General features: G+C 45.8%; 11 protein-coding genes and 1 tRNA gene. 1 reads left to right on the forward strand and 11 read right to left on the reverse strand.

The features are described from left to right. Positions 1 to 99: 99 nt before the first annotated feature. Positions 100 to 459, forward strand: coding sequence for a phage holin family protein (locus tag ACQW03_RS03990; protein ID WP_023987773.1), 360 nt, complete (start codon positions 100 to 102; stop codon positions 457 to 459). A gap of 152 nt (positions 460 to 611) precedes the next feature. On the opposite strand, the gene zapA is transcribed toward ACQW03_RS03990, so the two are convergent. The 11 genes from zapA to leuB all read right to left on the reverse strand — a co-directional run bounded on the left by zapA (position 612) and on the right by leuB (position 17,030). Then, entirely contained in the window at positions 612 to 2,636 is a 2,025-nt protein-coding gene (zapA, locus tag ACQW03_RS03995; protein WP_441948365.1) for a cell division protein ZapA, read from the reverse strand. Positions 2,637 to 2,845: 209 nt separating this feature from the next. Further along, positions 2,846 to 5,293, reverse strand: coding sequence for a phenylalanine--tRNA ligase subunit beta (gene pheT, locus ACQW03_RS04000; RefSeq protein ID WP_076293750.1), 2,448 nt, complete (start codon positions 5,291 to 5,293; stop codon positions 2,846 to 2,848). Positions 5,294 to 5,321: 28 nt separating this feature from the next. After that, a complete protein-coding gene (gene pheS, locus ACQW03_RS04005) occupies positions 5,322 to 6,353 on the reverse strand; it encodes a phenylalanine--tRNA ligase subunit alpha (RefSeq protein ID WP_269321413.1) in 1,032 nt (343 codons plus the stop codon). A gap of 450 nt (positions 6,354 to 6,803) precedes the next feature. After that, a complete protein-coding gene (gene abc-f / locus ACQW03_RS04010) occupies positions 6,804 to 8,654 on the reverse strand; it encodes a ribosomal protection-like ABC-F family protein (RefSeq protein WP_104495086.1) in 1,851 nt (616 codons plus the stop codon). Between the two features lie 366 nt (positions 8,655 to 9,020). Further along, positions 9,021 to 10,040, reverse strand: coding sequence for a polysaccharide lyase family 1 protein (locus ACQW03_RS04015; RefSeq protein ID WP_441948368.1), 1,020 nt, complete (start codon positions 10,038 to 10,040; stop codon positions 9,021 to 9,023). A 272-nt stretch (positions 10,041 to 10,312) separates the two neighbouring features. After that, positions 10,313 to 10,383, reverse strand: a tRNA-Gly gene (locus ACQW03_RS04020). 107 nt (positions 10,384 to 10,490) lie between these two features. Beyond that, complete coding sequence (locus tag ACQW03_RS04025) at positions 10,491 to 12,632, reverse strand: bifunctional diguanylate cyclase/phosphodiesterase (protein ID WP_441948370.1); 2,142 nt, start codon at positions 12,630 to 12,632, stop codon at positions 10,491 to 10,493. 341 nt (positions 12,633 to 12,973) lie between these two features. Continuing rightward, on the reverse strand, positions 12,974 to 14,077 hold the full coding sequence (locus ACQW03_RS04030; protein WP_441948373.1) for an ATP-binding protein: 1,104 nt from the start codon (positions 14,075 to 14,077) through the stop codon (positions 12,974 to 12,976). A 337-nt stretch (positions 14,078 to 14,414) separates the two neighbouring features. Beyond that, complete coding sequence (locus tag ACQW03_RS04035) at positions 14,415 to 14,831, reverse strand: hypothetical protein (protein ID WP_013309391.1); 417 nt, start codon at positions 14,829 to 14,831, stop codon at positions 14,415 to 14,417. Positions 14,832 to 15,091: 260 nt separating this feature from the next. Then, positions 15,092 to 15,631 carry a peroxiredoxin gene (locus ACQW03_RS04040; protein WP_023987763.1) on the reverse strand — a complete coding sequence of 180 codons (540 nt, stop codon included), beginning with the start codon at positions 15,629 to 15,631 and terminating at the stop codon, positions 15,092 to 15,094. 322 nt (positions 15,632 to 15,953) lie between these two features. Beyond that, a complete protein-coding gene (leuB, locus tag ACQW03_RS04045) occupies positions 15,954 to 17,030 on the reverse strand; it encodes a 3-isopropylmalate dehydrogenase (RefSeq protein WP_441948376.1) in 1,077 nt (358 codons plus the stop codon). Positions 17,031 to 17,219 lie beyond the last annotated feature (189 nt).

Below are 17,219 nucleotides of genomic sequence, written 5' to 3' on the forward strand. Positions count from 1 at the left end.
GCTATTTGCCAACTCTGTTTTACACATAAGAAAGCTCTTCATGCCACACACTAACCTTTGTCTAACCCTGTAAATTCAAAAAACAAAGGAGGTTATTCCGTGAGCATTCTCGGGCACATTGTACGTTTCATCGTTGCCGCTCTGGTGCTGATGGTCGTAAGCTGGATCGTTCCCGGATTTAGTGTAGGCGGCTTTTGGAGCGCGCTGATTCTTGCCATTGTCATTGCCTTGGTTGGTTACATCATCGAGGCAGTGTTCGGCCGACGCGTTTCTCCATTTGGACGCGGTATCGTAGGTTTTCTAGTGAGCGCTCTGGTTATCTGGATCGCTCAGTATGTGGTGACCAATGTCAGTGTTTCCGTTCTGGGCGCATTGCTCGCTGCATTGGTTATCGGGATTATCGACCTGTTCATTCCGGTATCGACACCGTTTGAAGCCGGTCGCAAAGACGGGAAATAATTTCAGTAGACACTCCCAGCAAAGCTGTCCCGAAGCAGATTTCGTCTGCCAAAGGACAGCTTTTTGTCATAAACACTTCTGAGTGGATACAATAAGCAAACAAATCCCCGGCGATGAGCAGCCGGGGATTGCCTTACATTTATAATCCGTATCTACTGATCCTGTTCGATAAGTTCAATCCATTCATTGTACTCCGTTTGAAGCTTAGTGTATTCTTCCTGTAATTGACGTAATTCTGTAGAAATCTTATCCGTATTTTCCCGATCTACATCCTGTTGTACTTGTAACAAACGAAGCTGATGCGCCGCCATTTCATATTTTTGACCCACTTCGTCCAATTCAGACTGCAAGGCCATTCGTTCCTGCTCTATGGACTGCTGCTCAGCTTTTGCCGTTTTGGCAGCTTCAACCGCCAAACGTGTCTCCTCCTGAAGCTGTTCCTTTTGTTCAACTGTTACCGCTATTTCACGTTCCCAAGATGCAAATTCTTCCTTACGGGCAGCATCTTCAGCTTCCAGACGTTCCGCTTCTGCCTTCAACTGATCGTATTTAAGTTGCCACTCCAGAGATTCTTCCTCAGCATGTTCCAGCTTACTCCGCCGTTCGTGATCTTCCTGTTGAAGCTGCTTGATATTTTGCTCCAGCTGTCCAGCTCGGCTCTTCATGCTTCCATATTGCTCCTGAAGCGATTGATACGCCTTCGCTCCCTCTTGCTCTCGGACTTTGGCTTTTTCAAGCTCATCCTGAACACGAATCAGCTCAGGTGAAAGCTCCTTGATTCTCGCTTCGAGTTGAACTAGCCGTTGCTGTTGTGAAGCAAATTTATCATTAATAGCTTCGAGCTCAGCTGCTGCGTGCTGTAATTGCTCCTGTATCGCTTCCTTCTGTTCACGTGCTTCCAGCAGGGAGAGCTCCAGCTCATCAACTGCCAACTGGCGTTCTTCTGCAAGTTTCTTCCATGACTTCTCGCTTTCAGCTAGCGTAGCCAGCTCACTTTGCAGCTTGCGAGAAGATACGTGAGCTTGCTCCAGCAGCTTCTGCATCCGTCGCTGTTCTTCCTCCAGCTTAGCCGTCTGCTGCTGCGCAGCCTTGGCTTCAGCTTCTAATTGATCATATCGGCTTTGCAGTTCTTCACGTGCAAGCGTATCTGCCTGCTCTCGCTCTATCGCAACCTGTCGCTGTGTTTCCAACACAGACTCCAGCTCGGACTGTTGTTTCTTCAGTACTCTTGCTTGCTCTTGAGCCTCTCCCAGACGAGAAGAAAGCTCTGTACTGCCTGCCTGTACTTGTTCTAATTGTTCCTGAAGCTCCTCAACCCGAATCTCCTGCTCCAGTGCAGCTTCATCAGCTCGTTTCTGCGCTTCCTGATGCTGGAGCTTTTCTTCATTCAACGCCAATTCAGCCTGTTTACGTTCCTGCTCCAGCTGCTCATTCAGCCCGGAGCACTTGGTCTGCCATTCGCTTACCTTCTTACTATGCTCTTGCTGCAAAGCAGATCGCAGCTTGTCCAGTTCTGTACGCTTTTGCTCCTGATGAGTCTTCTCTGCAGCTGACAACTTGGCTTCAGCCTGCTTAGCCGCTTCAGCCACTTCCTTCTTCATCTGCTCTTCTATCTGCCGGATACGAGCATTGGCCGCCTCCTGCTGCTCTTTCAGCTTGCGAGAAGCTTCTTGACGAGACTCCTCTAATTCACGTTTAGCTTGTTTTTGTCCATTTTCAAGTTCAGCCGCTTTTTTCTCCTGCTGTTCCAGCTTTGCCTTCAATTGGGCAATCTCCTTGGCTGATACAGATTCGGTTTCCATCAGCTTCTTCTGCGTTGCTTCCTTTTCTTCCTTTAGTTGAATAAGAGATTGATGCATATCTGTATTTTTTTGCTGCTGTTCCCCTAGAGCCGTCTGGAGTTGCGCCAGATCTCCCCGGAGCTCTGCTCGTTCCGCTGCTAAGCGGTTCATATGACTCTGAATTTCCTGGATTTGTACAGCTTCCTCTGCCATATGAACCGCAGCCAGCACGGCAATTCGGGGCATATCCAGACGCGAATGAGCTTGAGAAATGCTGTGCATACGCTCATCCACGTAATTAGCAACCTGCTTCATATAATCGGTATTGCTGCCGACGAGTTTATAAGAAGTACCGTAGATCTCTACAGTGACGCGAGTACGATCTGGTGTAGTCACAATTATGCCCTCCTTCAATACTACTGTATGTTGATTCTAAGGTGTGTCCGGTACTATGGTAACCCGCCTTCCGTGAAGCGTTCAACCTTATTAGTCCGGCTTCCCCGCAGCGGGTAAATATCAGAGTAAGAGAGCTCCTATGATGATAGGCCAAAAAGCCGTATCGAACCTCTGTCACTAAGATTCGATACAGCTTCCCGCATTTCCTGCTACTTTCTCAATTCCGCTCCAAAAGTTTGTTCCAGAGACGTAACGACAGGAGTATGCGCCGCATTGATCTCTTCATCCGTCAACGTATGTTCCCAATGACGATAGGTCAGAGAGATAGCTACGCTCTTCTTATCTTCACCAAGCTTACTGCCTGTAAATACATCAAACACTCGCGCATCCTGCAATAGCTCTCCGCCTGCAGCGTGAATAACACGAAGCAGTTCACCTGCCTCAACGTCTTTATTTACCACGAGGGCAATGTCACGTTCCACGGATGGGAAGCGAGCCAGCTCTCTGAACTGAATATGAGAGTTTGCGTGTTCAACGACCTGTTGCAACGCAATTTCCGCTACATACGTATCATTCAGCCCATAAGATTGTTGAAGCTCCGGATGAATCTGCCCAATGGTACCGATCCGTTGAGAGTTCCCATTCACATCCAGCCATACCGAAGCGGAACGGCCCGGATGGTAGCTTTGCGGTTGGTCAGCCACATAACGAATGCTGGCACTCAACCCGAAATAGTCAAACACCGTTTCAAGCGCGCCTTTAATATCAAAGAAATCAACCTTTTCAGCACCAATATTCCATTGTTTTTCACGGCGTACCCCAGTCAGCAGTAGACTAAGCACTTGAATTTCCTGCGGCTGACGGGTTAATGTTTGTTCCTCTGTATAAAATACCGTTCCCATCTCAAAAATCGCCAGATTGTCTTGCTTGCGATTCATGTTGTACACCGCTGTATCCAGCATCTGTGGAATGATACTCGTACGCAAAACACTACGGTCTTCGCTCATAGGCATAGCCAAACGTACCGGATGGCTACCTTCTGTCAGGGCATTAAATAACCCCGTACTTTGCGGATGTACAAAAGAGTAACTGATCGTCTCCTGCCAACCACCATGAGCCAGCAATCTGCGCAGGGAGCGGCGCAATGATTGCGATGCTGTCAAAGCTCCCGGAGTTGTCGGCCCTTCAATCGGCGTGGTCGGGATATTGTCGTATCCATACAGACGAGCTACCTCTTCGATTAAGTCCACGTCAATGGTAATATCTCCACGGCGTGTAGGTACTTCAACTTCCAGTACCCCTTGCTCTGCGTCGCCACATCCGAAATGAAGTCTACCGAAAATCGTTTTCACCTCAAGCAAAGACAGTTCGGTTCCCAAATATCGGTTTATTTTATCTAGCGACAGCTTGATAATGCGGTTTTCAGCTTTTGCAGACGCAGATTCTACGATGCCCTGGTGTACAGTGCCTCCCGCATAACGCTGAATCAGCGCAGCTGCACGATTCACAGCAGGCACGACAGCTCCTGGATCAACCTCTTTTTCAAAACGCAGACTTGCTTCCGAACGCAGTCCAAGTTGACGGGATGTTTTGCGAACTGTACCGCCGTCAAACTTCGCAGATTCCAGCGCAATGCTGACCGTCGCATCCGTAACCTCTGAATTGGCTCCACCCATCACGCCTGCCAATGCAATTGGTTTCACACCGTCTGTAATCAGCAGCATATGCGGCTCCAACTTACGCTCCTGATCGTCAAGGGTAATCAATGTTTCGCCGGCACGAGCGAGTCGAACTTCAATATTTCCATTTTCCAGCTTATCCGCATCAAAAGCATGCAACGGCTGACCGTATTCCAGCATGACGTAGTTCGTAATATCTACGATGTTGTTGATCGGACGAACACCTGCCGCCATCAGACGGTTTTGAATCCATAACGGGGAAGCCCCCACTTTTACACCTGTGATATAACGAGCCGCATAGTGCGTACACAGTTCAGGAGTATCTACCTTCACAGACAGATGATCTGCTGCTGCATCGCTAATTTCCACCAGATCCTTAGCCGGGTCAGTCAGCGAAATGTCACGTCCCAGAATCGCACTCACTTCATATGCTGCTCCGTGCATGCTCAGGCAATCCGAACGGTTGGGTGTTAGATCAAAATCCAGCACCTGATCATCCAGCGCCAGCAGCTTCGTAATTGGCATACCAATTTCAGCATCCTCAGGCAGCACCAAAATACCTTCTTGCAATTCCTTTGGAAGCAGCTTGTCATTCATGCCCAGTTCTTTGGCCGAGCAGATCATGCCCATGGATACAACACCGCGTAGCTTGGCTTTTTTAATGTGGAAATCTCCCGGCAACTTTGCCCCTACAACTGCAACAGGAACCTTTTGACCTGCATCCACGTTTTTGGCACCACACACGATTTGCAGATCTTCCTCTTGACCTGCATCGACAATACATACATTCAGCTTATCAGCATCTGGATGCTTTTCCTTGCTTTTAACATAGCCGACAACGACGCCAGTAATCCCTTGATTGCGCTGCTCGACCTCATCAATTTCTATACCCGAACGGGTGATTTTCTCTGCTAGATCCTCCGCGCTTACCTGATCCAGCGATACATACTCGGACAGCCACTCGAATGATACTTTCATATGGGTTCACTTCCCTTGATATAGTTGTTTATTGACGCGCAAACTGTTTCAGGAACGACAGGTCACTGTTATAAAAATGACGAATATCGTCGATACCGTATTTCAATATAGCAATCCGCTCTACACCCATACCGAATGCAAAGCCGCTGTACACCTCGGGATCAAAACCGCCCATCTCCAGCACTTTCGGATGGACCATGCCACAGCCCAAAATTTCGATCCATACACGTTCGCCATTTTTCTTCACAAAAGTCACGTCTACTTCAGCACTCGGCTCTGTGAACGGGAAGAAGCTTGGGCGCAAACGGATTTCGGTCGATTCTCCGAACATTTCGCGTGCAAATTGAAGTAAGGTTCCTTTCAAATCACTCATACGAATGTCTTTTCCAATGACAAGCCCTTCAATTTGGTGGAATTGAAAAGAATGCGTTGCATCGTCATCATCACGTCGGAAAACCGTACCCGGACAGATAACCTTAATAGGCGTTTCGCCCTTCATCGCTTCCATCGCGCGAATCTGAACCGGTGACGTATGGGTACGCATCAACAGATCCTCGGTCAGGTAAAATGAATCCTGCATATCCCGTGCTGGGTGATTTTTAGGCAGGTTCAATGCTTCGAAGTTATAATAATCCGTCTCTGCCTGTGGACCTTCAGCCACTCGATAGCCCATACCTGTAAAAATATCCTCGATTTGCTCAATCACTTTGTTGAGCGGGTGCAGTCCACCTTGCGGCAACGCGCGTCCAGGCAGCGTAACGTCGATCTTTTCCGCTTGCAGACGCTCATTCGTTTCTGCTTTCGTGAACTCGTCCTGCTTACGGTTAACGACTTCTTCAATCGCCTCGCGCACCTCATTGGCTACCTGTCCAACAACCGGACGCTCTTCCGCGCTCAGCTTGCCCATACCGCGCAAGATTTCAGTCAGTGCGCCCTTTTTCCCCGAATATTTGACCCGTAAATCAGCCAGCTCCTTGGGTGTTGCCACTTTCTCCAATACTTCCAGTGCTTCTTCCTTCAAGGCCAGCAAATGTTCCTTCATTTGGATGGTTTCGCTCATCGCCTGTTCAGTCCCCTTTCTTCATATCCAGCTTTTCAGACAACAAAAAAAGGTCTTTTCTCCCGGTAAGGGACGAAAAGACCGTGGTACCACCCTCGTTAGACAATAAGCTCAGCTCACCCGGCGTTCAGCCTTACGGCAACTAGTTACAGGTGATTGTTCATGCTATGCATCATTGTCTCGCTCTGCACGTTGTAACGGTCGTGAACCGGTATCCCCTACTTGCACATTCGCCATTCACATGGCGCCTGAGGTTCAAGGAACTGCTCCGGAGCGAACTTCAACAGCCCAGTATTTGCAGAAACGCTCTCAATCCTACGGCGCTTCCTCCCTGTTCAATCGGACACTGTCTACTCTTCTCCATCAAGACATTTTCAAAAATTCGAACTATTGTTCATTATTATATGCAAACTACCGCGCTTTGGCAAGCAGGGCATACGTTTCATTTCTTTAGATATCGAGATCATCCAACCGCTCCAGATTTGCACGAATGCGCCTGATTTCGCTCAACAACTTCTCATTTTCGTCATTCGTGCCCGTCATTCCCATCAACTCTGTAAGACGCAATTGTAATCGAAGACGTTCCTCACGCCGCTCCTGGTCTTCTGGCTCCCGTTGACGGCTCCGCTCATCTTCTTGCTTTTCGTCGGCTGTCCCCTCATAGATTTCATATCCGCCCCCCGGCTTCATATCGAGTAACCGAGTTGCCGTGCACCTCACCAGCTCCCGATCATGTGAGACGAGCACCAGTGCTCCATCATAGTTACGCAAAGAATCCTCTACAATTTCACGGGTTTCAATGTCAAAATAATTCGTCGGTTCATCCAGCACCAGGAGATTGGCTCCACTAAAGTACAGACGCAGAAAAGCTACCCTGCATTTTTCTCCCATACTGAGTGTCCCGATCCTTTTAAACACGTCCTCTTTCGCAAAAAGAAAGCAGCCCAAAACCGTTCTCGCTTCTGTTTGAGTCATCGTCGGGAGCGCAAGCAGACTGTCCAGCAACGTTTGATCCTCCGGAAGTTGCTCCAACTCCTGTGAAAAATATCCGATGTTCAACTGTGGGTTGGCAGTGATTTTTCCTGTCTGCGGCTCCAGTTGACCTGTTAATAACCGAAGCAGCGTGGTTTTACCAATTCCATTGGGCCCCCGAACAGCCAGACGGTCTCCACGTGCAACGATCAGATTTAGATTTTTCATAATGATACGGTCGTCGTAGCTAAAGTCGACCTGCTCAGCACGCAGCAAATATTTTGCCTGAAACCCGCTGTCACTTAATTTCATGTGCAAAGACGCAGCCTCACGCGGTTGCTCTACTCTATTGGCCTCTAGTCGCTCCAGTTCCTTCTCCTTCGCATGATAACGGGAAATATTTTTTTTAGCCTTGGCCTTATAAAAGCTCTGCGTAACGGCCATCTCAACCTTGGATGCGCCACGCTGCGCCTGATGAAACCATTCCCTGTAATTTCGAATCGTTTCCTCCAGCGCCTGTTTCGCCAGCTCCTGCTTTCTATAGCTGGCTTCCTGCTCTCGCAGTTCCCGCTCCTTTTGCGCTTTATATTCCTTATAGCCGCCTTTATAGCGCCCAATACCTGTCGATGTGAGCTCAACTATACTCGTAGCCACCTGATCCAAAAAGGCTCTGTCATGCGATACAAACAGCAGCGTTCCCGGATACGTAGACAGCCACTGCTCCAGCCAAAGCAAGCTTTCGGCATCCAAATGGTTGGTCGGCTCATCCAACACCAGCAGCTTCGGCTGCCTGACCATGAGTCCGGCCAATCGCACTCTCGTCTTCTGCCCGCCACTCAGGTCACCATAAGCAATGGACCACGTCTGAACAGGCATTCCCATTCGAGTGAGCGCCTTTTCCACCTCAGACTCCCAGGCAAAGCCTTGCAGGCGTTCGTATTCATCCATCAGCTCGCCGTAACGCTCCAGATGATGCTCCATATCCTTCCCAGCATCGGCTAGGTCAGCTTCCAGCTGTCCCAACGCTTGCTTGAGACGCCAATGCCGAGGGCTGGCCTGCTGTGCGGCCTCCAGTGCGGTTCGAGACCAAGCCACCGTATCCTGCTGCTTCAGCCAGCCCCGCTCTTCCAGTGGCAAATCATGCTCTACTTGACCATAGGTTGGTGCTTCATCTCCCAGTAATATTCGCAATAGCGTCGTTTTACCTGCTCCATTTCTTCCAAACAGTGCGAGCCGTTCCCCTTCCATAACATCCAGCGACACATTCTCAAATAAAGATGTCCCGTTCCAATCCTTTACTACATTGCGAATACGCAAAATTGTTCTCATACCACGATCATCCTTTCCCAGTCCGGTTTTTTGATCCCGGAAGCAATAAAAAAAGCCGCAGAAGGCTGCGGCTTGCATACAAGGAATATAGAATGACTGTTATGAATCGTTTCAGAACATACGCTTATGAAAAATAACACCGCAAACGAATAAGCCAATCCCGTTTCGGAATAAACGCATACGTCCCTACATTCATTTTCAGACACACTTCTCCCGTTGCAGCTTACAGCCGCCTGCCAGTAACTGTGCAGTTAAGTGGGAAAATCAGTGTGCTTACTTCATCGGACGTATGGTTACCTTCCTTTTCATGGGATACTTACTTGCAGTCAGTATAGCAGATCACAACACATTTGCAAATAACCCGCGTTATTTTCCAAATACCAAAGTTGTATTAGACGAACCTGCATATTTCGTTACAAACTCTTTAGTATATTCAGGAGTCTGAACCTGATAGCTATAGTTTTTGCTTGGGTTCCAGTTGGTTACACGCGATTTTTGGTTGTTGATAGCGGGAAAACTCCCCACATCTTTAAACTCGCCATTGGCTTTATCATCAAGAATACCGCCCTTTTCACTACCTTTTCCAAAGTAGTTGTACTCAGAATAGATTCTTGCATTCGTAGCAATGGTGTAAGCAAGCTGGAAATTATTAATATAATTATTTTTAACATGGAAATATCCATATCTCATAAGTCCTGGGCCACGTACAAGCAAGTTTTCAAAGTAATTATTAGCGATCGTGATATGGGGCATGCCATCATAATTTTTATTGCCATCATCAGGGTATCCCAAAATGAGACCATATTTATGATTGGAAAATTTGGAGTTACTAATGGTTACATAATCAGCCGATTGACCTATGTACAAAAGTTTGTCCAGATCCGAGCCATTCGCATTATAATTGTGACCTGCAAATGTAACATGATCAATCCAATAATTTGTACCTGCCGTAAGATAAAGTTGGATGTCATCGTTACCGTTAATGTTGGCACTGTGCTCAAAAGTTAAATTTTGAAAGATCACATTTCCCGAATTATTTGTTGTTTTCAAATGAATGTTAACCAGCTTGTTTTGCGCGTAAGAACCAATGTTGACCACGGTTTTAGAGGAGGCAGAAATATTTTTTTCGATTACCAGAATTTTAGGAGTTGAATCCCCTAACTGGTTTTTCAAATCGTTTAGATTATTGATATAGATGACCTGACCACCTTTTCCCCCCGTTGTGGCAGACTTCGTAGTTCCATTTTCACTTTTAGCCTGTCCGGCAAAACCAGTCATTCCATTCGTCGACGTATTTGGAAAATCAGCAGCGGCGAACGTAGAACTTGCTGGAAAAGTAAACAGCAGCAAAGTTAATGCTAAAAACAGAAAAGAAAATTTCCTCATTGCAGCTACACCATCCTTTTTTTTAGCTAAATCCCAACAATGCGACTATACTTATTTTTTAGTAATTGGTAAATAGTTCTTTTTATCTGTTTATTTATAGCATATAAGCTAAATATTTTATATTTTATTTTGTGCAGCAATGTAAAAATAGTTCGTAAGAACGCAAAAAAGCCGTGATACCCCGTTGGCACCCCGGCTATAATGTATTTATCCAGCTCCAAACAAAACAAAAACCCTTGCGTCACAAGGGTTCCGAACTTCTTAAAACAGTAAGCGGGTGATGGGAATCGAACCCACGCTATCAGCTTGGAAGGCTGAAGTTCTACCATTGAACTACACCCGCATTTTATAACATCTCGATTCTTATGTATGACACGCTCAACCTATCGTCAAGCAGCTGAATCAGGATGTTATTTAGTATAACTTACCTTTCAGCAAAACGCAAGCATACTACAAACTATCCTGGCCCAGCCAATTCATAGGTTTACGTAAAAACAATTTTTCAAAGACTTCTGCCGGAATGGGGCGACTAAAGTAATATCCCTGACCCTCATGACAATCCTGTGCCTGCAAAAAATGAAGTTGCTCCTCATTTTCCACCCCTTCAGCCGTAACCTTCAGCTTCAAATGGTGAGCCATGGAGGCAATAGTAGATACAATTGCCGCATTTTTGCTGTCGACCAGTACCTCATTTACAAAGGAACGGTCAATTTTTAGACGATCAATCGGGAGATTCTTCAAATAATGCAATGAGCTATAGCCAGTTCCAAAATCATCAATACTGATTGCGACACCAATAGCCTTTATTTTTTTCAACTGTTCAAAGGCCCGATCCTTATCAAAGGTCATACTTTCGGTAATCTCCAGCTCTAGATAGCGTGCTTCAAGTTCCGTATAGGCCAAAATGCCCCGAATTACATCCACCAGCTTTTTTTGCTGAAATTGGCGCATGGATAAATTGACCGAAATCGGGATTGGTGGGTACCCGAGCTCCTGCCACTGCTTATTTTGCAGACAGGCCTCCCTCAACACCCATTCCCCCAAGGGCACAATTAAACCACTTTCTTCAGCCACCGGAATAAAATCGCCCGGCATCACCATCCCACGATGAGGATGATTCCAGCGCACCAGCGCCTCCAAACTCGTGAGCTCGCCACTTTGCAGGTGGACACGTGGTTGATATACCAATGAAAATTCCTCATTTTCAAGCGCTCGCCGCAGATCATTTTCCAGCTGGAGTCTTTCATGCGCTCGCATCTGCATCACGCTGGCATACCGCTGAAAATTCACTCCCTGCTCTTTGGCACTATGGACAGCCGTATCCGCCTGCTGAATAAGCTGTTCACTCTGATTCGCATCCAACGGGTATAAAGCTATACCAACGCTCACCGTCACATGATAAGACTCACCATCAATATCGAAAGGCTGATCGAACAGCTTCACCATATCATCAATACGATTTCTCATAGCATCTGTATCTTCGTATCCCGTTAGAAGAAAGGCAAATTCATCTCCACCCATGCTAAAGACAGCTTCCCCTTCATGGCTAAAATGCCCCAAGCGTTCGCCTACTGCATACAGCAAATAATTCCCTGCCATATGTCCAAGCGAATCATTAATCGCCTTGAAACGATCAATATTTAGCACTAAAAGCGCTACTGTCTCATCCGATTTTAATGATTTGCGCAATATTTTATCTAAGCGTTGGGAAAGGCGACGACGATTGGGGAGTCCTGTTATATCATCATTATAAGCAATGTGATTAAACTCAGATTCTGCTGCCTGCTTTTCACGATAAGGAACCAGAACCATCAACCGAACCAGCCCGCTCAACATATTATAAAATGCTATCGCGTTGGTCAAAAGTCCCAGAAGGTGATTAATATCGCTCATTTGCTCAGCAAATAAATAGAACAACTGACTCACAACACACAGCCCAATCCCACGAATAATAAGCAACATGCCCAACTCTGCCGGGCGGGCTTTCCGATATTTTCTCACCCCGAATATAAAAGTGAGCACAAGCAGTAACATCACAGCCAGATTTAACGTCCAACCCAGGTTGCCTATTTCGTATCGTATACGTAGATCCGGTAAGCCTGCACCAAATGTCTTAATAACTCCTAGAATCAGCAAAGTGCAGCCTATCCCCGCCCACAAAGCCACTGTTTTGTATTCAGACTTCGTCTTGCTAAACGGGAGGAAACAAACACATAAGAGCAAGACAGCGGTAAAGGTACGATTTACAAATAGCAGCCATAACGAAATGCCCGAAGACAAAGCAAAGTCCGTCAGGCTTACGAAACTAAACGAAACAATATGAACAAGGTAAAGCAGACCAGCCACCAAAAACGTCGGGGCAATAAGAAGCCTCTGCAAAGATAACTGTTCCAGTAAAACGGACCAGGATTGATAAAAAATAGAAAAACAAATCGCAGCACAGGCAAATCCTACAATCGGATATAACAAGAAAAAAACATTATGGGAGTATATCTTATTCAAAGTTACGTGAAATAACTGAACCAAGACAAACAAAACTATCGAAGCAATGCCGATACCTATCGTTTTTTTTACTTCCAGCCGTATACTCATTCAGCCTCTTCAGCCCCCTGCATATCGGAGATTCCGATCATCTAAGACGTTTGACAGCTTTGGAAGCCGTTGTTTAAGTCTATAGTATCAAAAATAATGTTGTATTCTGGTATATAATAGCATTTAATCTGTGAAAGGTGAATCATTTTTTTGTCTTAAATTCGCGAATTCATTTTCGCATTTACGCAAATAACCGAGCTTACAGCACCAAAAAAGCGCATCATCTTGTCAGATTATGCGCTTCAGACAACCTTTTCCAAAAAGGTGATACCTATACCCCAACGCTGCACAACATAAAAGAAATAGTATGTACAGGACCCCTCTGCGAAAACCTCCCCATATTAAACTACAGGAAGCGTGATTTTAAATTGTGTGCCACTTCCATGTTTACTGTCTACATGTATGAAGCCTCCGTGATTTTTGATAATTCGATAGCTCACAGCCAATCCCAATCCGGTTCCACTTTCTTTTGTTGTAAAAAAAGGATCAAATAAACGCGCCAAGGTATTATGATCCATACCTAAACCGTTATCTCCAATACAAATGTGAACATAATTGCCCTCAAGCACTGTATGGATATCGATACAGCCCTCTCGTTCCCCACCAATGCTTTCAATGGCATCCATCGCATTTTTAATCATATTGAGGATAACCTGCTTAATCTGCTTCACGTCAATGGAAACCTTCATGAGCTCATCATTTTCGTCCAATGCAATCTGGCAACCCTTCATCAATGCTTCGCTTTCTGTCAGCATCACTACCTCTTTCAGCAGCCCCATCACAGATACAGCTGTTTTTTGCGGAGCCGAAGGCTTGGACGAATTTAAGAACTCATAAATAATGTCGTTCGCACGATCAATTTCTGTTAATATAATGCGTGCATACTCATCTCTGCCCAACTCCATTAAATGTGGCCGAAGCAATTGAATAAAGCCCCGGATTGCGGTAAGCGGGTTACGGATTTCATGGGCGATAGAGGCAGAGATGCGTCCCAGCATCGCCAGCTTATCGTTTTGATACGCCGTCTGCTCAATCTGCTTATAATCCGACACATCCTTGACGCTAAACAAAAAATCCCCATCCATCTGATCACCATAGGTCACTGTTATCAACCAATGCCGACCATACTCATCAATCAACTCATGATAGCGCTTTCTATGAAAGATAGTTTCTTTATAAATCCGCATGATTTTCTTCTTCTTAAACCGACTTAACTCAGGATGATGCAAAATTTGCATCAAATTGCGACCTGCTAGCGAACTCCGTGGTAGCTCCAGCAATTTCGCCATTTGCACGTTAATAAAGGTCAGTACCCCGTCACTGTCAAACAGCATGATACCACTATCCAGGTTCTCCAGCACATTTTCATACTTGTTATTGGCGATCTGTGTGGAAGGACAAGCTCCCACGGTATCAAGCAAGGCTTCTTGGAATTCACTGATCATGCCAGGCTTCCCCCTTGTTTCGGAATGACAAACTGGCCGTTTCGGACGCGTAATAATCTTGAAGAAGAGAAAGGCATCTATCGACTACCCTTCAATGGTGTAGAAAACAGTTTCACAGAAATCCGACCATCTCTTTCCAATTCGAGTCTTATTTTATGATAGACAAGTTTAAGGATCGCAGTCAATCGGAAAAAGTGTCGAATCCAAATTTTTATCCTGTTTTCTTTCGTCATAATATCTGCGCAACATTACCAAAATGAAAGATTACGTTAGGAACAAGCGCCCTACACACCAAAGAAGCTCTCCAGAATTGAGAGCTTCTTTGGTGTGTAGGATGTCAACTGCCGCTCTTATTATGTTGAAGCCGGGATCGTCTTTGGCTCATAACGGCCAGTCTTCTCTTAAGCTCTCCCTGCCATTTTTCATCATTCATCTGTTTGGCTACCATCAATAAATCCAGGGATATGTCAATTTGACGCTTCACAATTTCAAACGCATCTTCACTTTCACGATTCACACAATTTTCAAATATCGTATCATCATCTTCCATGACATAATCCTGAAAATCAATCTCGGTTGCCCCATCTCCATGTGCATATTCAGCCAGAATTTCATACTCATTTTCGACTTTATAATGAACTTCAATGCGACGACATACCGGGCAAAACAGCAAAGGAACATTATGAACTTGGGTGCGGTAATGCTTCAGCGTTCCCTTGGTTCCTACCATGCTTGCTCCACAGCAATAACTCATCCGGGCTCAGCCTCCTCTGAACAAAACCTGTTCTGCCTTGTTTATCTTCTACAATACCTTATTCGCTTTCATCAGGCAAAATTCCTCCAGAACACAACAACATTTCCATAATTATTTGTTACTTCACTCTATATTGTCTCATTTAAACAGGATATCCTCACATCTTGCGCTGCACAGAGCAGGCAAGCAAGCCCCCAATAACGGCAGAGTAACCGCTAGTTGGGGGCTTGCTTGTTTAATTTCAACTTGTGAAGCTTATATTACAGATTTTGATCGCCTGGTTTCCAGTTCATTGGGCACAAGCCACCGGATTGCAAAGCTTGCAGTACACGCAAAGTTTCTTCCACACTGCGGCCTACGTCATTGTGGTTAACCACTTGATATTTCAATTCGCCTTCTGGATCAATGATGAACAAGCCGCGCAATGCAACGCCTTCTTCTTCGATCAGAACGCCATAATCGCTCGCTGTTTTCTTCGTGATGTCAGAAGCCAATGGGAAGTTCAGTTTGCCCAGACCATTGTTTTCTTTAGCTGTGTTGATCCATGCTTTGTGGCTGTGCACGGAGTCTACACTGATACCCAGAATTTCAGTATCCAGCTCTTTGAATTGGTCAGCAGCATCGCTCAACGCTGTAATTTCCGTAGGGCACACAAAAGTGAAATCCAGTGGATAGAAGAAAAATACGAGCCACTTGCCACGGTAATCGGAAAGCTTCACCGAACCAAATTCTTGACCGTCTCCAGTCACTGTTTCCAATGCAAAATCAGGGGCGGGTCTTCCTACCAATCTTTCTGCCATAATAATGAAATCCTCCTTTAAAATATGTAAGAAAAACACCGAATGTGTTTTCCTCAATCATCTGAATTGTAATGAACAACTTACTTGATAAATGTTATCATTCGCTGAAATCAAAGTCAATATTATAACCATTACTTTTTTATAATTATTTTAAACTAGCTTAAAAATTCACGCTTTATTCACATTTTGAACTTTCGAATATACAAGTAGCTCCTGATTGCTCAGGAGCTACTGTGCTAAACATTTGTCGAAAAGGCTGGACTGTATAACCTTACTATATAATAGGAAGCTTTTTTTCAGAACAGGTACATTTACGGAGCTTTTAACGAATAGCTGCTGCGATCAGATCTCCCATTTGAGTTGTCGAGATCGCTTGAGATTTATCCACCGCAATATCCGCCGTACGGTGTCCTGCATCCAGTACCTCAGCTACTGCTTTCTCAATGGCATCAGCTGCCTTCTCATACCCGAAGGTGAGACGGAACATCAAAGCAACGGACAAAATCGTTGCAATGGGATTCGCCAGCCCTTGACCTGCAATGTCAGGCGCCGAGCCATGTACCGGCTCGTATAGGCCGAAGCTGCCTTGTCCAAGTGATGCGGAGGAGAGCATGCCGATGGATCCGGTCAGCATAGCCGCTTCATCACTGAGAATGTCACCAAACATATTTTCCGTCACGATGACGTCAAAGCTAGATGGACGACGCAGCAATTGCATGGCGCAGTTATCAACCAATACATGCTCCAGCTCGACATCCGGGTAGTCTACAGCAACCCGGTTAACTACTTCACGCCATAAACGGGAGGTTTCCAGTACATTAGCCTTATCCACCGATGCAAGTTTTTTGCGACGTTTTTGTGCAATTTCGAAAGATTGGCGCACTATACGCTCTACCTCTGTTACATTATATGCACAAGTATCAACGGCTTCCTCACCTTGAGGACTTTCTCGTCTGAACTTCTCACCGAAATAAATGCCGCCCGTCAGTTCGCGCACCACGATCAGGTCCGTTCCTTCCAACACTTCCGGTTTCAATGTAGACGCGTCCTTGAGGCAGTCGAAGACCACAGCAGGACGAAGATTCGAAAACAGACCAAGCTCTTTGCGAATGCCCAGCAATCCGGTTTCAGGACGAAGTTCCTTTGGATTGTTGTCCCATTGCGGTCCTCCTACCGCCCCCAGCAGAACAGCATCTGCTGATTGACATACTGCCAGTGTTTCTTCTGGCAATGGTGTGCCCTTCTTATCAATGGCAATCCCACCGAACAGCGCATGCTCCGTTTCAAATGAAAGATCGAACACTTCTTCCGTACGTTTCAAAATTTTCTCTGCCTCTGCGACCACTTCCGGTCCAATTCCATCTCCCGCTATTACCGCAATCTTTTTAACGTCTGCCATCACGTACACTCCTCTTGTTATACAGCTATACAACTGTATTTTTCATACCTTCTTTGTAACATACATGGCAGGGCTTTGACCAAGATATAGAATCTATCAATTCAATAGGCACAGCCTATAAGCTTGTTTTTTCATCAGAGAAAAAGAAAACAGGACCGGAAACACCCGATCCTGTATATATCCAACTCT

The sequence above is a fragment of the Paenibacillus sp. DRB1-1 genome (assembly GCF_052119485.1).
GTDB lineage: Bacteria > Bacillota > Bacilli > Paenibacillales > Paenibacillaceae > Paenibacillus > Paenibacillus polymyxa_B.